General features: G+C 59.2%; 20 protein-coding genes and 2 tRNA genes. 8 read left to right on the forward strand and 14 right to left on the reverse strand.

Going from position 1 to position 20617, the window contains the following annotated elements:
• Window positions 1-10: 10 nt before the first annotated feature.
• Both PHW69_00125 and yqeK read right to left on the reverse strand, forming a co-directional pair.
• On the reverse strand, window positions 11-901 hold the full coding sequence (locus tag PHW69_00125) for a LytR C-terminal domain-containing protein (GenBank protein MDD4003596.1): 891 nt from the start codon (window positions 899-901) through the stop codon (window positions 11-13).
• Window positions 868-2013, reverse strand: a complete 1146-nt coding sequence (gene yqeK / locus PHW69_00130; GenBank protein ID MDD4003597.1) for a bis(5'-nucleosyl)-tetraphosphatase (symmetrical) YqeK — start codon at window positions 2011-2013, stop codon at window positions 868-870. The genes PHW69_00125 and yqeK overlap by 34 nt, the downstream gene beginning before the upstream one ends.
• A gap of 93 nt (window positions 2014-2106) precedes the next feature.
• On the opposite strand from yqeK, the gene PHW69_00135 reads away from it, so the two are divergent.
• The 4 genes from PHW69_00135 (at window position 2107) to PHW69_00150 (ending at window position 5653) form a co-directional block, all read left to right on the forward strand.
• Complete coding sequence (locus PHW69_00135) at window positions 2107-2811, forward strand: DUF2064 domain-containing protein (protein MDD4003598.1); 705 nt, start codon at window positions 2107-2109, stop codon at window positions 2809-2811.
• Between the two features lie 183 nt (window positions 2812-2994).
• Window positions 2995-3066 (forward strand) — tRNA-Thr (locus PHW69_00140).
• A 92-nt stretch (window positions 3067-3158) separates the two neighbouring features.
• Complete coding sequence (locus PHW69_00145) at window positions 3159-4634, forward strand: FlgD immunoglobulin-like domain containing protein (GenBank protein ID MDD4003599.1); 1476 nt, start codon at window positions 3159-3161, stop codon at window positions 4632-4634.
• A complete protein-coding gene (locus PHW69_00150; protein ID MDD4003600.1) occupies window positions 4631-5653 on the forward strand; it encodes a PorV/PorQ family protein in 1023 nt (340 codons plus the stop codon). The genes PHW69_00145 and PHW69_00150 overlap by 4 nt, the downstream gene beginning before the upstream one ends.
• A gap of 79 nt (window positions 5654-5732) precedes the next feature.
• Here the strand turns inward: PHW69_00150 and PHW69_00155 are convergent, their stop codons facing one another.
• The 6 genes from PHW69_00155 to PHW69_00180 form a co-directional block, all read right to left on the reverse strand.
• Window positions 5733-6758 carry a metallophosphoesterase gene (locus tag PHW69_00155; GenBank protein MDD4003601.1) on the reverse strand — a complete coding sequence of 342 codons (1026 nt, stop codon included), beginning with the start codon at window positions 6756-6758 and terminating at the stop codon, window positions 5733-5735.
• 86 nt (window positions 6759-6844) lie between these two features.
• On the reverse strand, window positions 6845-7975 hold the full coding sequence (gene pncB, locus PHW69_00160; GenBank protein MDD4003602.1) for a nicotinate phosphoribosyltransferase: 1131 nt from the start codon (window positions 7973-7975) through the stop codon (window positions 6845-6847).
• A gap of 3 nt (window positions 7976-7978) precedes the next feature.
• Window positions 7979-8347 carry a VOC family protein gene (locus PHW69_00165; protein MDD4003603.1) on the reverse strand — a complete coding sequence of 123 codons (369 nt, stop codon included), beginning with the start codon at window positions 8345-8347 and terminating at the stop codon, window positions 7979-7981.
• A 24-nt stretch (window positions 8348-8371) separates the two neighbouring features.
• Window positions 8372-9253, reverse strand: coding sequence for a DUF4097 family beta strand repeat-containing protein (locus PHW69_00170; protein MDD4003604.1), 882 nt, complete (start codon window positions 9251-9253; stop codon window positions 8372-8374).
• 32 nt (window positions 9254-9285) lie between these two features.
• Window positions 9286-11295, reverse strand: a complete 2010-nt coding sequence (locus PHW69_00175; protein ID MDD4003605.1) for a cation:proton antiporter — start codon at window positions 11293-11295, stop codon at window positions 9286-9288.
• Window positions 11296-11370: 75 nt separating this feature from the next.
• Window positions 11371-11447: transfer RNA gene (locus PHW69_00180), tRNA-Met, on the reverse strand.
• Window positions 11448-11755: 308 nt separating this feature from the next.
• On the opposite strand from PHW69_00180, the gene PHW69_00185 reads away from it, so the two are divergent.
• Window positions 11756-13855: a 2Fe-2S iron-sulfur cluster-binding protein gene (locus PHW69_00185; GenBank protein ID MDD4003606.1), complete on the forward strand. Its 2100-nt coding sequence runs from the start codon at window positions 11756-11758 to the stop codon at window positions 13853-13855.
• 2 nt (window positions 13856-13857) lie between these two features.
• Window positions 13858-15021, forward strand: a complete 1164-nt coding sequence (locus PHW69_00190) for an FAD-binding oxidoreductase (GenBank protein ID MDD4003607.1) — start codon at window positions 13858-13860, stop codon at window positions 15019-15021.
• Between the two features lie 232 nt (window positions 15022-15253).
• Here PHW69_00190 and PHW69_00195 read toward each other — a convergent pair whose 3' ends face one another.
• Complete coding sequence (locus PHW69_00195) at window positions 15254-15487, reverse strand: DUF2892 domain-containing protein (GenBank protein ID MDD4003608.1); 234 nt, start codon at window positions 15485-15487, stop codon at window positions 15254-15256.
• A gap of 34 nt (window positions 15488-15521) precedes the next feature.
• Window positions 15522-16193 (reverse strand): DUF2064 domain-containing protein, encoded by a 672-nt coding sequence (locus PHW69_00200; GenBank protein MDD4003609.1) that lies wholly within the window; start codon window positions 16191-16193, stop codon window positions 15522-15524.
• Between the two features lie 342 nt (window positions 16194-16535).
• On the opposite strand from PHW69_00200, the gene PHW69_00205 reads away from it, so the two are divergent.
• Window positions 16536-16790 carry a glutaredoxin family protein gene (locus PHW69_00205; GenBank protein MDD4003610.1) on the forward strand — a complete coding sequence of 85 codons (255 nt, stop codon included), beginning with the start codon at window positions 16536-16538 and terminating at the stop codon, window positions 16788-16790.
• A complete protein-coding gene (locus PHW69_00210) occupies window positions 16787-17317 on the forward strand; it encodes a ferredoxin-thioredoxin reductase catalytic domain-containing protein (GenBank protein MDD4003611.1) in 531 nt (176 codons plus the stop codon). The genes PHW69_00205 and PHW69_00210 overlap by 4 nt, the downstream gene beginning before the upstream one ends.
• A 448-nt stretch (window positions 17318-17765) precedes the next feature.
• On the opposite strand, the gene PHW69_00215 is transcribed toward PHW69_00210, so the two are convergent.
• The 4 genes from PHW69_00215 to PHW69_00230 all read right to left on the reverse strand — a co-directional run bounded on the left by PHW69_00215 (window position 17766) and on the right by PHW69_00230 (window position 20472).
• Window positions 17766-18020, reverse strand: coding sequence for a hypothetical protein (locus tag PHW69_00215; GenBank protein ID MDD4003612.1), 255 nt, complete (start codon window positions 18018-18020; stop codon window positions 17766-17768).
• A gap of 102 nt (window positions 18021-18122) precedes the next feature.
• A complete protein-coding gene (locus PHW69_00220; protein ID MDD4003613.1) occupies window positions 18123-18557 on the reverse strand; it encodes an SEC-C metal-binding domain-containing protein in 435 nt (144 codons plus the stop codon).
• Between the two features lie 12 nt (window positions 18558-18569).
• Window positions 18570-19151, reverse strand: coding sequence for an ATP-binding protein (locus PHW69_00225; GenBank protein MDD4003614.1), 582 nt, complete (start codon window positions 19149-19151; stop codon window positions 18570-18572).
• 16 nt (window positions 19152-19167) lie between these two features.
• The gene (locus PHW69_00230) at window positions 19168-20472 is read right to left on the reverse strand and encodes a peptidoglycan DD-metalloendopeptidase family protein (GenBank protein ID MDD4003615.1); all 1305 of its coding nucleotides are present in this window, start codon (window positions 20470-20472) and stop codon (window positions 19168-19170) included.
• Between the last annotated feature and the right edge of the window lie 145 nt (window positions 20473-20617).

Here is a 20617-nt window from a genome sequence, read left to right on the forward strand (position 1 = left end):
GTTGCGGGGGCTATTGCGGCAGTTTGAAGTCTTTGCCGAGAATGAGCCGGGCGTCCGTATCGCCTATATCGCTATGCGCGGAATCAATCTGTATGGCCAGTCCCAGCCGGGCGCCGAGTTTGGCGATGTCGTCTTCGCGGCCGGTGTAGGCTATAAACCGGGTTTTATTGGTTCCGGGCGAGTTGTCGTGGCGTAAAACGTCCACCCTGAAATCCGGCCCCGCCAGCGAGCGCAGGTATTTGGTGGCTTTCAACGCCATGCCGGATTCACCGGATCCGTTCAGAACCTCTATTGTAAGGGTTCGGACGATGGAGTCCGGCTGATCCGGCCCGGGCTGGCCGGACAATTCGTCACGGTCCTCCTGCGGGGAGTAATTAAGCACCGATATGAACGCGTCGGTTCTGGCGCTGGCGAGCGCGGAGGTGATTATGTAAAATTCGTCCGGCGCGATATTCGTTCTGCCTGAAAACAGCGCTGAAAAGTAGTTTTTGAGATAAGCGACCGCCAGCCGCGGACGGGCGCGGTAATTGAGAGCGGTGTCGCGCGCGGCATCCCACGCGGCCGAGGGGTTCGGATCCGCGGGCTGGAAATAGTACGCTCCGCAATAAGCCTGCTGCGCTGCGCTTAAAAGCGGCACCGCGCGTTCATGCGGGGATTTTTTCGCCATGCCGGCCGGTTCCCTGATTATGCTGAACCGCACCCGGCCCTTGTCCGGGGCGATTTCCGCCAGCGCGGGCGGGTTGGTGAGCATGGCGATTGCAAACGGCCTGTTCGCGGCCGCGGCGCGCGTCAGCCCGGACGAGAAATGCCGAACCGCCAGCGCCCCCGCCAGCAGGCAGAACGCAAGCAGGGTTACGCGCGCGCCGGTCAGGCCGGATTGCGAGCTGTCAGACTGTTCCATAGTTCAAGCCCTTTCGGGTACAGCCAGCGGCAGGTCTGCACCACATAGGAAAGTTTCGCGCGCACCGCCGCGAAGAGCGCGTCGTCAAGGCTGCCGGCGAGCGCGGTCTGGCGGATCCGGTCCGCCATCGGGTACCGCCGGTCGCGGCCGCAGGAATCGGCCACATAAATTATTTTTTCCAGCAGCGGCATCCGCGCGCGGCCGGTGGTGTGATAGCGGATGGCGTTGAGAACCGCTTTGTTCCGCACCCCGAACCGCTGCTGTGCCATGTGCGCGCCGGCGTAAGCGTGCAGCAGGCCCGGGTGCAAGGCGCTGATTTCATCGAACATCGGAACGCGAAGCCGGTGCCGGCGGCAGTATCTGGCCAGATCCGGAGTGGGAATGCCTTTGGCGCAGTCGTGCAGCAGGGCGGCCATCGCGGCCGTGTTGCTGTTCGCGCCATGCACAACCGCCAGCTCGATGGCAAGGCCCGTGGTCTGGCATATATGCTCATACCGCGCGGGACTTACATTTTTCGCGAGCCATTTATGAATATTGAGATAATACAGCCCGTTGCCGCGGATGTAGCCGGCCGCGCCGGGCGCGACGCTGGCGGGTATCCTGCCGAACGCGAACATTTCCGCGCGCAGCGCGGAGGAGGCCAGGTCAGGAAACTCGCCCGGCAGCACGGTGAACGGGGAATCCATGGGAATCGGCGATCCGGGCCTTGACCCGGCCAGCACAACCGCCAGCTCGAGTACGCGGTCGGGGCGCTGCCAGCGGCTGAAATCAAGCAGGCAGTCGCTCCCGATCAGAAAAAACAGCTGCGCGGCCGGATTGGCGCGCCTGAACCGCTCAAGGGTTTGCCAGGTGTATATTTTCCGGCCGCTGGCGATCTCGATATCATTTACGCAAGGCGCCGGCCCGACCGGGCCCGGCCCGAAGGCATGCCGCGCCAGTTCCAGCCGCGTTTCCGCGTTGACGGCGTGCCCGTCTTTCAAAGGCGCATGGAAAGCCGGCACAATATGAATTTCATCGGGCCGCACGGAGCCGACGGCCGCCTTGAGCAGTTTAAGGTGTCCTTTGTGGGGCGGATCGAAACTGCCGCCGTAAACAAGTATGCGCTTTGCCATACTGTCGGAAATTATAGCAATTATTGTTTCCGCGCTGTTCCGGCCTGAGATGACAGCACAACCCGATCCGATTATTTTGTAAAATATGTAGCAATGAAAGACAACTGCATTCTTCTCACTCTGCCAGCGCCGGCCGTGCCGGCCCTGGAGCCGGCGCTGGTCGAGAATTTCGGCTCCGACCGGGCGGTAACCGTTTACACCGAAATGGCGAAACAGGTTTTCGCGCTGGCGCGCCGCCAGCCTGATGCCGACGTGGTTATCTGTTACTGGCGCGATTCCCGGCACCCCGATCTGCGCTGGCTGGACGCGGATGATCCGGGCTTTCTGGTTCCGCGCGACCAGACTTTCATAGAGTCTTTCATAAAATCGGTGCGCTGGTGTTTCGAAGCGGGCGCGAAACGGGTGGTGTGCGTGTCGGCCCAGTCGCCCGGCATGGCGGACGAATGGATCGCGAAAGCGTTTGAAATGCTCGCCGAGCGTGATCTGGTGCTCGGGCCGACCCGCGACGGCGGCTGGTATCTGCTGGGTTTTAACGGCATAAAAGCCGATATGTTCAAAGATTACCCGTGGACCGGCGAGAATAAAGGCGTTATGATCGGCAAGCGCGCCAAGAGCGCCGGCCAGACCATATACACCCTGCCGGAATTTTACAGCGTGATTGACGTTGATACTCTTGAAGAATGGCTCGCGAAAACGGATACCGTTCTGAAGCATAACGGTGCTGCCGTAAATACGAAAAAAGATTTTCCGGCGAAACCGTCCGGCAGTCCCGGGCCCGATATCCCGCCGGCGGCCTGAACGGAGCATGACCGATCAGCCGCGCCGCAACGGGGCCGCGCCCGGTCAGTTCGCGGAGCGCCGGTCTTTTGCATTTGTTCGGCAGTCCGGGCCCGGCCGGGTTGCGCGCCCGGCCGGACAATACGGATTTTTGCCCTGTCTTCGGCAAAATGTTAAGATACACTATATGCGCCGCAGCAGCGCGCCGAGGTAGCTCAACGGTAGAGCAACGGTTTTGTAAACCGTAGGTTGTGGGTTCGAATCCCATCCTCGGCTTTCGGTTTGGCAGTACCTGTTACATGAACCGCCTGTGCAGCCGGGTCGGCGGTTGTGGACGGGCATTCGGGGGGACGCAAGGGGTGTTTTCCGTGAAGAAATTTTTATTTGCGGTATTGTTTTCGGCCTTGGCGCCCGCGGCTATGGCCGCCGACCGGCCGGTATTCGTGGAACAGGGGGGGGTGACGCTGGCGAGCGCGTCCGTGTCCGACGTGATAAAACTGCCGGGCGCCGGCGGCTACAGGATGTACTTCACTTCCGCCGGGTATTTTGTGAAGAGCGCCACTTCCGCCGACGGGCTCAACTGGAGCGTGGAGGCCGGGATGCGGCTGTCCACCTCGGCGGCTTCGCTCGACGCGAGTTCCATAACCGCGGCCGGTATTTACTATAACACCGCCGCAAGTCACGCCTATACGCTTTACTATGTGGGGATCGGCGCGACCGGCCGGTTCTCGCTGCTGAGGGCGCATTCCGGCGATGGCGTGTCTTTTACAAAGGACTCCTCTTTCTACAAACAGCTGAATTCCGGGTATGCTTATCTGGGTTCGCCGAAAGCCTGGCCCGTAAGCTCGACCCAGATGTATCTGTACTGCGTGTACGATGCCGGCGGCTTTAACAGTTCCGGCACTTACCGGGCCGGCTATTTCACGAGCACCGATAAAGGTTCCACTTTCAACGCGGCGCCGGCCGCGCTGCTGTCCGGCACGACGGTGTACGCGCTGGCGGTATCAAGCCTTACGGGCGGCTCCGTGCGGCTGCACGCGGTGGTGCCGCCGCCCGGCTGCACGGGCGGCTACCAGATAAAAAGCTGGCTCAGCTCGGATAACGGAAGAACTTTTGCCGGCGCCGCCGAAAGCGGCGTCCGCTACGCCACTTCGGCAGCGGTCAATATTTCCCAGCTGGCGGTCATGCGCGACGCGGATTACTGGCGGTGGCGTCTGTTCGCCACGTTTGGCCCGCTGGCTTCCACAGGCGCGGTGCAGACGCTGCTTACTTTTTATCCCACCATCGAATCCGTTTCGCCGGGCCTGGTTTACCAGAGCGATCCGAACGTGACCCTGACGGTAGGCGGCGAAATTTTTTCCAGCAGCGGCGCGCTGACTGCCACGCTTTACGGCGCCAGCGGCAGCATAAGCATTACCAGCGTGACCCGCAACAGCGACACAAGCCTTTCGCTGGACGCGACGACCAACGGCGCGACAATCGGGGTTTATACCCTTAAAATAACCGACGCGGACGGCTGGTACGGTACTTACGCCAGCGCGCTTACCGTGGATTACAAACCCGGCAATCTGGACATGATGGATAACGTTTTCCGCCCGCTCAACGGCGAAAGCTGCCGCGGTGACGCCACGGTCTTCGCCTACGGCCGGATGACCGTGCGGGTTTACACCACGAACGGAAAGAAAGTCCGCACGCTTTATGATTCAATCGTCGCGCCCGGCACCTATACCATTACCTGGGACGGCAAAACCGAATCCGGCAATTATGCCGCCAGCGGCATGTATCTGGCTTATTTTAAAGGCCCGAAACTCGACACCGTCGCCAAAGTGGTGGTGATAAAATGAAAAAAATGGCGCTGCTTGGTTTGGCAATGATGGTTTCCGCCGCGCCGGCTCTGGCCGAAGGCGGACGGACCGGCGGCTCAATTCTGGGCCGGTATCTGGGCGGCCGCTCTAACGGCATGGGCCAGGCGTTTACCGCTATCGAAGGTGATATCGAGAGCCTCGGCTACAATCCCGGCGGGCTGGCTTTTATCGAACGCCCTACGGCGGGCCTGTCTTACCTGCGCGGCTATGCGGGCGACAATAACGGCCTGATGGCGGTTTCGGTGCGTGTGTTCGGGCTCAACATCACGCCCGGCGTGCTGTATTACAATTCCGGCAATATCGCCTATAAAAATTCAGTCACGGGCAGCATTAAAAACGTGACGGCGGAGCAGGATACGGTGGGAATGCTGGCGGTTTCGTTCCGCCCGCTTCAGAGGCTGGGCGTGGGCGGCACGGTAAAATACGCCAGATTCAATCTGGCCGAAGAGGCGAAAACGTCCGGCATGTATTATGACGTGGGCGCGGTTTACGCCGCCGCCGGCGGCATCCGGCTGGGCGTGGCGCAGCAGAACATCGGGCCTGACATCAAGTTTGAAACGCAGGGCGATCCTCCGCCCTCAACCACCCGCGCCGGCGCGGCGCTCACTTACAGCATCGGCAGCGCGGGCGCCACGCAGGACATGGATATCGTCAGCAGCGAAATAACTTTTTCAGCCGACTGGATGAATGTGAAGGATGAAGATTCCTATCTGCAGTGCGGGCTGGAAATCAGCCTGCTGACTTTAAGCGATATGCGCGCGGCGCTTCGCGGCGGTTATATGTTCAACCGCGATGTGGACGGTTTGACTCTGGGGCTCGGCGCGGATCAGGGCGATATCGAGCTTGATTACGCGTTTGGCAGTTCCTCGGCGATGGACAACCGGCATCAGATCACGCTGTCTTATAAATTCGGGCGCGGCCGCATCCGTCAGCCTGACGCGCAAGGCGGCTCCGCCGCCGATGACTCCGATGACCCCGGCATAATCATCGTCGAATAAGCCGCCGCAGGGGCTGTCTTTTCTGGTAATGGAAAGCCTCCGCGGATACGGAGGCTTTTTTAGGTTATCCGGCAAGCTGTCAGTCCCAGACTTTAACCAGCCTTATCGTGATTTTTTCCCGGTTGGAGGCTGTTTCCACCACGGGGCAGAGCGTTGTTCCGTCCGACGTTATAACAGGGTAATCGGTGTTTCTGTGCACATGTCCGCAGTTCCACAGGCCTATATGAGGCGTTCTGCCAAGGTAATCTGCCACAAATGCGTATTCCTGCGGTGAAAACAGAAAGTAGCCCTGCCAGGTTTCTCTGGTAAGCGGGAAATGCGACAGGACGATCAGGTGTTTGGGCCCGGCTTCGGAGTTTGCGTAATGATTTTTGAACCAGTGCCAGGTGCCGCCGGGAAAATCAAAAAAATCAATTTTGTAACCGGTTTTGGGGCCGCCGTCCGGTTTATAGGTGCGTCCGATAAAGTCCAGCGCGGCAAACGCATACCCGCCATAACGGAACGCGTAGTTCTGGAAATATGAGGCGGTGTTGGTGACGGGGTCGGTGGTTCTGGAAAGGCGGGTGCCGTCGTCCCAGCCGGGCATCACGCCGCGCAGTCTGGAAAACACCGGCGCGAAAATATCTTTAAAATATTCGTCCCCGGCCGGCGCGGGCGCGACCGCTCCGCCCACCGAGTATGGCCATACGTCATGATTGCCGATGACCGGCACATAAGGCACGTCCAGCGAGTCCAGAATTTCCCTGGCTTTCAGATACTCCGATTTCTGGGCGTGCTGGGTTAAATCGCCGGTGACGGCTACGAATTTGATTTTCAGGCTGTCTTTGCTGGAGTTGATCCGGTTTACCGCGGCCCGCAGGTTTTTTGCGGGGGTTCCCTCGTCGCCATCCGGCGGCAGGTCGTCGTAACCCGGGGTGCCGTAATCGGTGGTGTTATAGCCTATATGCAGATCGGTCAGCTGGGCGTACGAGAAATCCCATTTGCTGCCGGAACCGCCGGAGTTTATGTTGTAGGTCAGGATATCGCGGCTGGTGTCGCCGTCCTGCGCGGATGCGGGAGCGCCGGAAAACAGCGCGAAACAGAAAAGCCAGAGCAATTTTCTCATATTAATTCATTATAACAAAGACCTGCTGTTTCGAGCGCTGGCCGTGCGGCCCGGCGTATTTGCGCGGCCCGCGGCTTCTAAAAAAGCTAGGCGGAATACGCGGTTCGCAGCGTGCGCAGATAATCCGCGTCTTCGGCGACTGTTTTTGCGGCGGTGTTTGTTATCTTGGCGACCGGCCGGCCGTTGCAGCGCACCATCTTTATCACGCTGTTAAGGCGCGGCAGGCCGATATTGTTGTCAAGCCAGGAGCCGATCCCGAACAGCACATTCGCCTGCGCCCCGAACGCCGCCGCTATTGCCGCCGCTTTTTCCGGTGTCACCATATCGCTGAACACGAGCGTTTTGGTTTTCGGGTCAATGCCGAACGCGCGGTAATGCTCCAGTATGCGGCGGCCCCATTCAAGCGGATCGCCGCTGTCATGGCGTACGCCGGAGTAGGCGGCCGCGAGTTCGGGGCCGAAATCAGCCAGAAAGCCGTCCGTATCAATCACATCGGTCAGCGCGACGGCGAATTGGCCGCCGTGTTCTTTCAGCCACAGCTTGAGCATCTCGCGCTGGCCGGCGCGCGGTCCGTAAAACGCCTGGCCCGCCTGAAGATACTCGTGCGCCATCGTGCCGACCGCGGGCATATTGCCGAGCATGGCGAACAGCACGTTGCTGGTGCCGCCGAACCCGGGGAATTCCCTGACCGCGTCAAGCACCCGGCGCTGATGCTCGAACGACACCCGCCGGCGCGTTCCGAAATCGCTGAATTTCACGCCGGCGGCCCGGAGTTTCTCAACCGGAGGCAGCGCGTCGCGCGCAACGGTTTTGAACCGGCCCGCGTAAAACAGTTCGTTGACGAGCGCGAGCAGCGGCACTTCAAAAAGAATGGTCTGAAGCCACGGCCCCTCTATGCGGACGGACAGGTTTCCTTCGCGGATTTCTATCCGCACCTGTTCGGGTTTGAGCGAAAACGCGGTTAGAAATTCCAGAAAATCCGCGCGGAAACACTTTAGCCCCGCCAGATAATCCTTTTCCGCCCTGTCCAGCCGCAGCGCGCCCAGTTCCCTGACCGCCGCCTCAAGCGCCGGCGCGATTTCCGGCAAGTACCGGGCGTGCTCGTGATTGCGGCACACCAGCGCGTATTCCGCGTTTGCCGCGGGGAAATTATGAAACACCGCCTGCATCATCGTGAATTTGTACAAATCGTTATCAAGCAGACTGGATATAAGCATAACTCACCGTGCAGGCACGATTTCCAGCCAGTAGCCGTCAGGGTCTTTTATGAAGCAGATCCCCATTGTTTCGTTTTCGTGGCAGATGCAGTTCATTTTGCGGTGCAGTTTTTTCGCCGCCTCGAAATCGTCCACCCGAACCGCCAGATGGAATTCGCCTTCTCCAGGATTGTATTTTTCGGTCCGGTTTTTTAGCCGCGTCAGCTCCAGCCGAAACTGAGGCTGCCCGTCGCCCAGATCGCCGAGCGTGAAACTGCCGTCCGCCGCTTCGCGGCGTTTCATCTCTTTAAGGCCCAGCGTTTTTGCATAAAACGCCATGCTGCGCTCAAAATCAAGCACATTGAAATTGTAATGATCGAATTTGAACTGCATGGGCTTTTCCCCGCCGCACCCGGCTTAGTTATAGCCGAGGTCAATATCGCCGGACGTGGTGGTCACGGTGACTTTCAGCCGCGAGCTCATGTCCAGCATGGTTTTCTGGCCGGTCACCGTGCCGGTTACGGTTTCCCGGTAAAAAGCCAGTTTGGCGCCGACCGGGAAATCCAGCCCGATATGCCCGCTTACGGAAGCGGCGGTGATTTCTCCCGCCGGAGGCGTGGCAGCCCAGTCCAGATCCACCGGCCCGCTTACCGTTTCAATCCGCGCCGGGCCGGAAAGCAGACCGGTTATGCCGCCGCTTTTCGTGCCCAGATCCGCCCGGCCTTTGGTGTAAGCCACATGGATATCGCCGGAAATATTCCGGGCGACCACGGCGGACCCGGAATAAATTTTTATCGCGCCGCTGACCGAGCCGGCGTCAATGTTTCCGGCGGCGCCGGTTACCATTATGTCGCCCGACACGGTTCTGACCGCAATGTCGCTTCCTGCCCGCACCGTAATGTCGCCGCTGGTGGAGGCAAGATCGGCGCGCGAGCCGATTCCGGAAACGTCTATGAACCCGGAAACGGTTTTAAGCGCGGGCTCGACCGCCGGGTCGGGAACGGTTATATGAACCTGCGCGCGGCAGGCGCCGCCTGAATCGGGAACCGGCGCTATTCGCGCCGCCAGTTCGCCGCGCTCGAGCGTTATGCTGAGCGTGCACAGTTTGTCGTCGTACCGCGATACTTCCAGACGAGCAGGGCCGGTTTCCACGTCAAGGTCAATTCCGCCCGATACGGTCGCTATATTCAGGGTTTTAATTTCGCCAGGCTTGTATTGCCTGGTCACAGTCGTTTCGGCCGCCATGGCCGGCGCGAGCGCGCAGCACGCAAAAAACAGCACGGCATGTTTACAGTTCATATCTCTCCTTGTTCCGGAATATTGAAAATAACTTATGAAAAATCCGGTTTCTTGTGCGCCAGCAGCCGCGCGGCCGCCTTGCGCTGTTCTTCCGGCCCGAACACGATGGCGATGTCATGCGCGGTAAATACGGTCTGCGGCGCGGGCGCGGCGATGGTCTTGCCGTTGCGGTAAATCGCCACGACGGTCGCGCCGGTTTTGGTTTTTACCTCCAGCACCGAAATGCGTTTTTTCGCCGCGGCGAAACCCACCGTGCACAGCAGCACCTGCTCTCTGGGCCGGGCGAAAACCGACTGATGCTGCGGTTCGCTGGTGGCCAGCCCGATAACCTGATCCAGCATCAGTTCCATGCTGTTGCGTGCTGAAGCGATCTGGTTTTTAAGCATGAACGAGATGACCAGCGCCGGCGCCGCCACAAACATCAGCCCGGCCGGCAGATCTATTTTGGGGGAAGCGTAGAACAGAAACAGCAGGCCGAACATGGTCAGCAGGAAATAATTGATCACCTTGTAGGTATATGAAATATTCATTTTCTGCATCAGCCGCACCGGAGAGAACCGCGCCAGCACTATGGTAAGCGAGATAAGCAGCATGTGGTCGCAATAGCGCGCTATGGACAGGAAAAGCGGCACGCACAGCACTCCGAACGCCACCCACGCGGGGATCAGCACGCGCGGAAAATCCGCGTCGTCCAGCACCGAAGCGGCGAACCCGCCGGCGTAGAACAAGCCCGCGAGCAGGGTCACATACATGCCCAGCCGCAGCATGTATTTTGAAAACACCGATTGCTGGCCCTCGTTATAAACCGGCGCGGCGGTGCGTTCCAGAAAGTCGCGGTAGCGGGCCAGCATATCGTTTGCGCCGGCCGGAGCGAGCAGGAACAGTTTTTCCTCTATTTTGCGCGAGTGGCGGATCAGAAGCGGCGCGATGAACGCCGTCAGAGTGGAAATGGCGACCGCCAGAGAATACAGCGTGTCGGAAATCAGGCCGAGCCCCGCGCCGGCCGCCACGATGATGAAGGAGAATTCGCCTAGCTGGGCGATGCTGGCGCCGATTTTAACGGAGTCGGAATTGCTGCGCCCGACCGCCAGCGAGGCAAGCGTGCCCCAGCTCATCCGGCCGATAACCGCGACAGTCGTGATAATCGTGACCGGCAGCCAGTTGGCGATCAGTATTCTCGGGTTGACCAGCATGCCCGCCGACACGAAAAACAGCGCGCTGAACATGTCGCGCAGCGGGCGCACCCAGTCCTCTATCGAATCAATATGATCCGTCGCGGCTATTATCGCGCCGATAAGGAAGGTGCCCAACGCCAGCGAAAACCCGAAATGCGATGCCAGCAGCGCGCTGGCGAAACATAAAGCCAGTACGCAGATCCCGGTCATTTCAGTGTTGCGGAAACGGGTGACCGAAGCCAGCACTTTCGGCACGATCAGCAACCCCAGAATAAGGAACAGCATGATGAAAAACATTATCCGCACGAATGAAGTTGTCGCGTCCAGCGCGATCAGCCCGCTGTGCGCGCCCAGCCCGGAGATTACCGACAGCATGATCATCGCCGCTATATCGTCGCAGATCATTATGCCGAATACCGACCGGGCGAACGGTTCACTGGTCAGGCGCATGTCAAAAAACACCTTTGCGATCAGGGAACTGCCGCTTATCGAAAGCATCGCGCCCAGAAACGCGCAGGCGGGTGTTGACCAGCCCATCACCCGGCCCAGCATAAAACCCGTCAGCAGCATTCCTGTTACCACGATGCTCGCCGCGACCGCCACAGCCACTCCCGCTTTGCGCAGGCGCGGCAGATTAAAATCCAGCCCTAATGAAAACATTATGAAAATAAGGCCCAACTGGGAGATTGAGCGGATTGAGGCGATATCGCTCACCAGCGCGAACGGCGGAGTGAACGGCCCGACAATGAAGCCCGCCAGCAGATATCCGATTACCGACGGCTGTTTCAGCCTGTGGCAGATAAACATTACCACGGCGGCGACCGTCATGATGACGGCCAGATCCTGAAGCAGCAAACCGGAATTCATCAGTTAATTCTAGCAAACCTTATGGCTTTTTTCTTCCTGAAAATCAAAAAACTCCGGTATAAAACCGGGGTTTTTTGGTTGCGGAGACTGGATTTGAACCAGTGATCTCAAGGTTATGGGCCTTGCGGGATACCGGGCTTCCCTACTCCGCAATATTATTGTATCACAATCCGGCGGGCTTTACAATATTTTTTATGCGGGCCGGCGCTGCGGAGGGCATGCTTTGCCGTTATTTGTCCACCCGGATCCTGCGGCGTTTTCCGCGCGAAAGGATTTGACTGAACGTCGCGGAAACGCTGTCGCGCTGCATTTTTCAGGTGAAACAATATATGTATAATGAAGAGTCCGAAAGGCCGTTGCGCGCATCGCAGCCCGTTACTGGTTTTACCGGCCTGACGGATGACTCGGCAGCATCATTTCAAGGGCGCGCTTCCGCGCCCGGGTTGAGAGGCCGTTTATTATGAACAGAATCACCAGACATCCGGTTCTGCCGATCGCCGGCAGCCGGTCCGTCGAATTCACCTTTGACGGTGAAACGCTTTCCGCGCCGGAAGGCGAAATGCTTTCCTCCGCGCTTATCGCCAACGGCGTTCACGTTTTTTCGCATCATCATAAGGACCACAGCCCGCAGGGCATTTTCTGCGCCAACGGGCAGTGCGCGCAATGCACCGTGCTGGTGGACGGCGTGCCGCTCAAAGCCTGCGTCACGCCGCTGAAAAAGGGCATGAAACTGGCTACGGTCAAAGGGTTGCCGGTTCTGCCGGAACCCGACCGCGGGTGCGCGGCGGGCGAAGTGCAGGTGAAAAGCTATGACGCCGTTATCGTGGGCGGCGGCCCCGCCGGACTGGCGGCGGCGGTCGAACTGGGCAGGGCCGGCGCGTCCGTGCTGCTTATAGACGACAAGCACCGGCTTGGCGGGAAACTGGTTCTGCAGACTCATAAATTTTTCGGGTCCGTGGCGGACTGCCACGCCGGAACCCGCGGCATTGACATAGCCCGACAGCTTGAGGCGGAACTGGCGCAATATCCCAATATCGAAATCTGGCTCAACAGTTTTGCGGCGGCGGTTTTTTCCGACAACAAGATCGGAGTGGACCGCGGCGGCGTCTATTGCCTCGTGGAACCGCGCGCCCTGCTCATAGCCGCCGGCGCGCGGGAAAAATTTCTGGCGTTTCCCGGCAACACGCTGCCCGGCGTTTACGGCGCGGGCGCGTTCCAGACCCTTATCAACCGCGATCTAGTGCGGCCGTGCCGGAAACTTTTTATCGTGGGCGGCGGCAATGTGGGACTTATAGCGGGTTACCACGCGCTGCAGGCCGGCATTGAAGTGGCTGGCCTTATCGAGGCGCTGCCTCAGGTGGGCGGCTACAAGGTTCACGCCGACAAGCTGCGGCGGCTGGGCGTGCCGGTTTACACCTCGCACACGATAGTGCGGGCGAGCGGAGGCGGGCATGTCGAGTCCGTCACCATAGCGGAAGTGGACGCGAATTTCAAGCCCGTGCCGGGCACCTTCAAAACCCTGAAGGTGGACACGCTGCTCGTTGCGGTCGGACTGGACCGCTGCGCCGAACTGCTGACTCAGGCGCGCAGGTTCCGCATGAACGTGTACGCCGCCGGAGACTCCGAGGAGATTGCCGAGGCTTCAGCCGCCATGTTCAGCGGAAAAATTACCGGGCGCGACATGGCCCGCAATCTGGGGCTGGTGAAGGAAAACGCGCCGCGCGAATGGAAATACATGCTTGAGGTGCTGAAAAGCCGGCCGGGCAAAACCTATCCCAAACGCACGCCACTGGCGAATACCGGCGTGTTCCCGGTGTTTCACTGCCGGCAGGAAATTCCGTGCAATCCCTGCGTTTCCGCATGTCCTAAAAACAGCATAAAACTCGGCACCGAAGCGATCACGTCGCTGCCGTTTCTGGACGGCGAATGCATAGGTTGCGGGCGGTGCGTGTCGCTCTGTCCCGGGCTGGCGATCACGCTGGTGGATTACCGTGCCGACGCGGCCAGGCCGCTGGTCACCATGGCTTATGAAATTGACCGGAACGTGTTAAAAGCCGGCCAGACGGTTACTGTAACCGACGAGGAGGGTAAGGAGCTCGGGCAGGCCGAAATCACCAAAGTGCTGGATCTTAAAACGCCGGGCAGCACGGTGCTGGTCACCGTCGCGCCGCAGGCGCAGGCGGCGAAACTGGTTGCCGGGATAAAACTGCGTGAGGCGGACCGGCCGGTTCCGTCGGCCGACCAGATCACAGCGGAAACGCCGGATGAAACCGTCATCTGCCGGTGCGAGCGCGTCACGCTGGGCGAAATACGCGCCGCCATCCGCTCCGGAATACGCGACCTCAACCAGCTTAAAGCCGCCACCCGCGTCAGCATGGGCGCGTGCGGAGGAAAAACCTGCCTGACGCAGATCATGGCGATCTATCGCGCGGAGGGCGTGCCGTTTTCCGACGTTACTCCCAATACCCAGCGGCCGCTGCTTATGGAAATGCCGCTCGGGCGGTTCTGCAACTGTCAGGCCGGCGGAGCCGAACCCGGCGTTACTCACGGAGATTTTTAATTATGCCAGACAAAAACAATACCTTTGACGCAATCATCGTGGGCGCCGGCAGCGTAGGCGTGCCGGCGGCGGTCGCGCTGGCGCAGGAAAAACTGCGCGTGCTGGTGGTGGATGAGCTGAGCGCGAACGCGCAGGGGCAGGGCAAAGCGGCGATCGGCGGGATCCGCGCGACGCATTCGGACGGCGCGAAAATCACCGCCTGCCTGCGCAGCCTCGAGATTTTCTCCGGCTGGAAAGACGCTCACGGCGACGATATCGGCTGGATAAAAGGCGGCTACACTTTCCCCGCCTATAACGAGTCCGACGAGAATATGATGCGCGAACTGCTTAAAGTGCAGAAGAAATTCGGCCTCAATATTGACTGGCTCAACGCGGAGGAAATGCTCCGGCTGGTGCCCGGCCTCAACCCGGCCGGGCTGCGCGGCGGCACGCTTTCTCCCGACGACGGAAGCGCCTCGACCCTGCTCTCCAACACCGCGTTTTACCGCCGGGCCGGAGCGCTCGGCGCGGAGTTCCGGTTCAAGGAAAAAATACTGTCGGCGGTAATTGAAAAAGGCGTCGTGAAAGGGATCACCACCGCCGGCGGCACTGTTTATGCGCCCGCCGTGCTCAACTGCGCGGGAGCCAGCGCCAGGGAGGTGGCGGCGCTGTTCGGGGTGGATTCGCCCGTCTCGCCCGACATGCACGAAGCGGGCATTACCGAGCCGGTAGCCATGCTGTTCAAGCCGATGGTGGTTGATATCCGCCCGGCCGAAACCTCCAAGAACTTTTATTTCTACCAGAACCACGAGGGCCAGATACTGTTCTGCATGACTCCCAGACCCACTCTCTGGGGCAAAAACACCGACTCGACCTCGTCGTTTCTGCCGGCAATCGCCAAACGGATGGTGGAGATCATGCCCCGGTTCGCCAACGTCAAGGTGCGCCGCACCTGGCGCGGACTGTACCCGATGACGCCGGACGGGTTCCCCATAGTTCATCGGTACGATTCGCCCAAAGGCTATATCGCGGCGATTGGCATGTGCGGACAGGGCTTCATGCTCGGGCCGGGGCTTGGCGAATTGCTGGCGCGGCTTGTGACCGGCAAATCCACCGCAACGGACGGCATGATTCTGGCCGGTTTTTCCGCAGATCGCAGTTTCAGCGGCACCGAAAAATTCGCTTGAAAAGAACGGCGGGAAAAGCGGACAGCCTGCGGCCCGCGGTTTGATACGATTGCCGTGGTCTTATGAACCTGCTGCCCCGGCTTGCGCCGAACAAGCTATCGGTTGCTCCGCCAGCGGGTCTGCACGCTTGATTTCTCCCGTTCGCGCGCCGGGTTTTTGCGAGCGGAATGTATAAAACCGCCCGGCTGCGACAGCAGCCGGGCGGTTCCGAAAACAAGGATCGGACGCTTTGCTACTTGATATTGCGCATTTCCTCCGGGAACCGCCGCGCCTTGATCTTTTTGTCCGCCGGGCAGGTGTTTACGCCAAGCAGTGTATAAACCGGACACCAGCCGACAAACGCCACCACTATCGGCAGCAGGCCCAGCAGGCCCAGCCAGTTTTTGTAATAAAGGCCGATCGCCAGTATCACAACGCCGCCGGCGACGCGGATCCATTTGTCCACATGCCCTACGTTTCTGCACATTTTTCCGTCCGCCATAACGCCCCCTTTTTTATCTTCAGCTGACACCGACTTCGCCGGCGTTTTCTCTCATATAGGCGAAAGTTTTTGAGCCGGTGAACGCGGAATCGAAATTCCTGCGGTATAAATCTCTAAGTGCCTGCGCGGTTTCCACTCCGGGCCACTGCGCCAGCTCGGTGCAGGATTCAAAGCGCCGCTCAAACGGTTTTCCGCACACGCGGAACGCGCCGGATCCGGTCATGGAAATCCCGTCGAATGCGCCCGGTTCGTAAGCCGTTTTTGACAGGCCGAGCAGATAATAATTCCCGGTTTTTACCCGCCCGCAGCAGGCGGCGGAAGCGCCCAGCGCGGCGAAAGCCGAGCCGTAAGTTTCAGTCGGCAGGTCGGGGCACGCTATCCCCACGGCGACAACCCGGTCGTACGCCTGCTCGAACGCGAACCGGACCGCGTGAGCGAGTTTTTCGGAATCGGACGCGCCCGTCTGCGCGATATAACGGCAGTCCTCGCCCAGCCGCGCGCGGTACTGCTCCACGCCTGCGCGCGGATCATAGCAGACAATGATGTCCGCCGAACCGTGCAAACGTTCCGCGCAATCCTCATGAAACAGGCCGACCAGTTTTTCCGCGCGGTGAGGCTTCAGTTCGGCGTTAAGCGGATGCCGGGTTCCGCCGCCTGGCAGCGCGGCGAAAAAAACAATAGCGTTTCTCATAATAAATTCCCGATATAAAATGCGCGCGGGTTCCCGCGCGCCGAAGCCATGTTATATTTATACATAATCCTTCGCGTTATTGCCACACTCCGTGCGGGCCGGAGCGAATTAGCTTGCCAGACCCGCGCGGGTTTGCAGCCGGCATGATTGGAGGATATGAGATCCCGCAGGCGGGAACGGATATAACGTCTGCCGGGTTCACCAGCCTGCTCGCTGTTTGCTGGCGGTTTGGCGGGCGCGGTTTTTAAACGCGTCTGCACCTGCCATAAACTGCGCGGCCCGGCTGGAATTGCGGCCGGATATGTTTATTGCTCCGGCCGGGCAAAGTGTTATAATGGCGGTATGGCGGATAAAAAAGTTTTTTTATATGCGTTGAGCACCTGTATCTGGTGCCGCAGAACCAAGGAATTGCTTACAGCGCTGGGCGTGGATTATGACTTTGTTTTTGTGGACACTCTGCAGGGCGCGGAAAAAGAGAAGGCGGTTGCCGAGATGGCGCGGCACAATCCGTCCCGCTCGTTTCCCACCGTGCTGATTAACGGAACGGTGATCGTGGGGTTTCAGGAAGCCCGGATCAGGGAGCTGCTGCAGAAATGACCGATATTGACAAAAGCAGGCTCGCCGGTTTTTACCGGCAGCTTCAGCGGCAGGCGCAGGACGGGGGCTATTTTCTGAACCCGGATTCTGGTTTTGCCATGGAACTGGCTGAAAGCCTGCTGATCAACCAGAACCGCTACGGCTATCAGGCCTGCCCCTGCCGGCTGGCCGACGGCGAACGCGAACTTGACCAAGACATCATCTGTCCCTGTGATTACCGCGACGAGGATCTCGGTGAATACGGCGCCTGCTACTGCGCGCTTTATGTATCCAAAGAAGTGGCGGAGCGGAAAAAGCAGGCCGGTTCCATTCCGGAGCGCCGCCCGCCCGATCCGGCGGACCGTGCAAAACGGAAACCCGTGCCGTCCGCGCCGGGAACAGGTTTGTCGGGGCTGGCTTATCCTGTATGGCGGTGCCGGGTGTGCGGATATCTGGCCGCGCGGGACACGCCGCCCGGCGTCTGTCCGGTCTGCCATGCGGAAAAGGACCGGTTCGAGCTCTTTATGCCAGGCGGAAACACACGGTAACGGGCATGAATATTATTAAAAAGGCCCCGCCGGCAGGCGGGGCCTTTTTCTTATAAATTCCGCACACAAAAATCCGGCGCTGGCCGGCATGGCATGGCTCAGGCGGGGCGATGGAGTGTGTAACCCTGCGCAAGCAGTGCAAACGAAGTCTGGACCAAAAGGAAACCCCGGCTTGCCGGTAAAGCGTAATAACAACCGGCAGGCCAATGGCACAAGCCGGGGGAGTTTCATCGCGAAGATAAGGTAATGACGGCGCGATATACGGAGGTTGCTGCCCGGTAGGCGGGTGCGTGGCGCGCGGGCGGGGTTATAGGCGCCGGGCAATGCAAGCTTGACGGCGGGGGCCCTGCATTGGTGTGTGTGCGCCGGCAGTCCGTGCAAGCTGGCGTGGCGCGGGCCGCGGATTTTGTCCGCGGCCCGCGCCACTTTCAGTCAAACCGGCCGGTTTTTAAAGATTGCATTTGGCGGTGCTGGTTTTGATGATTACATCCTTAATGGCTTCCAGTTCGCCCGTCATCCTGCAGATATCGGAGTCTTTCCCGTCCACAATCAGCGTAATCACATGCATTTTTTTGCCATGGTACGGCATCCCCATGCGTCCTGCGATCAGATTGCCGTGCCGGGTAAGCACTTCGTTGACCTGCGGCGCGGCGGTTTCCCGGTTGTGAATGATAATTCCAACTATTCCGACATAATTTTCCATTTCAGCCCCCTTTGTCCTAAAATCTTCGCTGTTGTCGCATCAACAGTGTAATATACTTGCCGGGCCGGATTCAACGGTTTCAATCCGGTTTGGCCGGCCGCGTTATCGGCCGCAGCATTTTTTATATTTTTTGCCGGACCCGCAGGGGCAATCGTCATTTCTGCCGATTTTCGGTTCCTCGCGCCGGAAAGTTTCCACCTTGACCGGCTCCGCGCCGTCCTTTTGCTGTCTGGCCACTTCGGGGTGTTTTCCCATCCACGATTTGACCTGTTTCATGCTCTTGAGATCAACGCCGTCCTGCGCCATGCGTTTGGCCAGCGCGACTATTTTTTTCTTTATGTCGGGATTGTCCAGCTGCGCGCGCAGTGGCTTGGGCAGTTTCGCCAGTTCCGCTTCCAGCTGTTCCTCGGTAAATTCGCTCTTTTTTTTCCTGTCGTTTTTTTCCTTCGCTATGACGGCGGTTTCCGCGGCGGCTGGCGCGGCCGGTTTCGGCTCCGCTTTCTTTTTTCCGAACGATTTGAAGATGTCCCAAGCCATAAAACACTCCTCCTATAATCTGGGTATTTCCGTTTCCAGGATCTGGATGACGCGGTTCACTTTCACAAGAAAATCTTTTTCCTCTTCCACAATAAAGCGGTTCGGGTGGCCTTCCCATACCCGGTCCATCTTCCTGTCGAGCAGCAGCGATTCCCTGTGCGATTCTATCCGGGTTTTCGACAGCTGGTATGCGAGCTCCTGTTTGGGCGAGCGCAGATGCAGCACGATCGAATAGCGGCTGAATTCCTCGGCCAGCCCGGAGTGCAGCGAATCCAGAAACGATTCCCCGTCTTTCGGCCAGTAGGCCAGACCGTCGAGCGTGCCGCGGTCGCACAGAATCACCGAGGCCTGCGGGTTGTTGAGCGCGACTATTTCCTCCAGCTCCCGCACGGTGTAATAGATGGCGCGCTGGATGTGGCGCATGTTCTCGTCGCCCGGCTGGCGCGGGAACCCGCCGCCGTACAGTATCGTGGCCGCCTCCGGCACAACCGCCACTTTCTTGCCGAAATGCCGCTGCACCACTTCGATAATGGAGGTCTTGCCGCCCGACGGCCCGCCTGTGAACACCACCTTTCCGGGAAGTTTTTTTGTCATAGTTTGCGGTACCCTGTCAATTGCCGGGCGCTGGTTTGCCGGACTTTCGGTCGGACAGCAGTTTGTTGATCGTGTCGAGCGTTTCGGCCATATATGCCTTGAACGCCGGTATTTTGTTTCTGGCCATCATGCCCGCCGACCGGTTTTTCATCGTCAGGAAATTCATGAATTTGCCGTTCTGCCTGATGCGGAAATCAAGATGCGGACCGGATGCCAGGCCCGTCATCCCCACATAACCTATAACCTGGCCCTGCATAACGCGCGTTCCTCGCTTCGTTTTGGCCGAATAACGGCTCAGATGCCCGTAAGCCGATATAAAACCGTCGTTGTGTTTTATCTCTACATAATTGCCGAACCCGCCTTTGCGGCCGGCGAAAATCACCACGCCGTTTGCGACGGCCGACACCGGCGTGCCGGTCGGCGCGGCATAATCTATTCCAAGATGAGGGCGGAAGATTTTAAGGATCGGGTGAAACCGCCGCGCGCTGAAAAACGACGAGATCCTGCGGTAGCTCAGCGGCGCGCGCAGAAACATTTTTTTCAGTTCCTCGGCGTTCTCGCCGTAAAAAACCCCGTTGAACGAAAAAGCTTTTTTCAGGCCGGTTTCCTTGCCGCTGTAGGCCGCGCCGAGAATTTTCTGGGCCAGCAGTTCGCCTTGCGGCGCGCGGGTTTCCTCCCAGACTACGGCGAACCGGTCGCCGTCGCGCGTTTCCGTGAAAAAATCAATGTTCCAGGCGAACGCGTCGGCAAATTCCATGATGCCTTGCGGCGAAATTCCCTGCGCAGCCAGCGAGTTCCACAGCGACCCGCGTATCAGCCCGCACGCGTTTCTGCGCTCCACCGTGGTGGCGATCTCGAACGTGCCGGCCACATATCTGCCCGTGCCGGTTCGTGCGGCGAAGTATTTGCTGGTGCCGCGGGTGATTTCCAGCCGCTGGAATAAGCCGGAGGTCGAAATGGTGAGGTCGTATCTGTCGCGCGGCGTGAGCGCCGACACTTTCAGCGTTTTCGAAACCGCTTTTATGGCGTCGGCTGCTTCCTGTTGAGGCAGGCCGTGCCGTTTCAATACGAAATACAGCAGATCGCCTTTCTGAAAATGTCCGCCGTAGCGGTTAAGCGTTTGTGTCTGGGGGTCCGGGAGCGCGGCCCGCTCTTTCAGTTTCTTCCAGTAAATCGCCGTGCAGCACAGCAGCAGCGTCAGCCCGCCCCACACGAGTATCCGCGCGGCGGAACCCGCTAATGGCTTCTGAAAAGGGGAAACCGCAGAGTGAGCTTTTATCCGCCACAGCGCGCGTCTGGAATTTTTCTGTTTTAAAACCATCCTCTATAATTTATCAAATCAGCCGGAAAGTTTAAACTGGATTCTTGTCCGCGCGCGCATGGCGCGCGCCAAGCCAGCATATGAAAGGCGGGGCGGTGACAGTCTTTTTCGCGCGCATGCGCTGGTTCGGGCGGAACATGCCAAG

The sequence above is a fragment of the Elusimicrobiaceae bacterium genome, assembly GCA_028700325.1.
Taxonomy (GTDB): domain Bacteria; phylum Elusimicrobiota; class Elusimicrobia; order Elusimicrobiales; family Elusimicrobiaceae; genus JAQVSV01.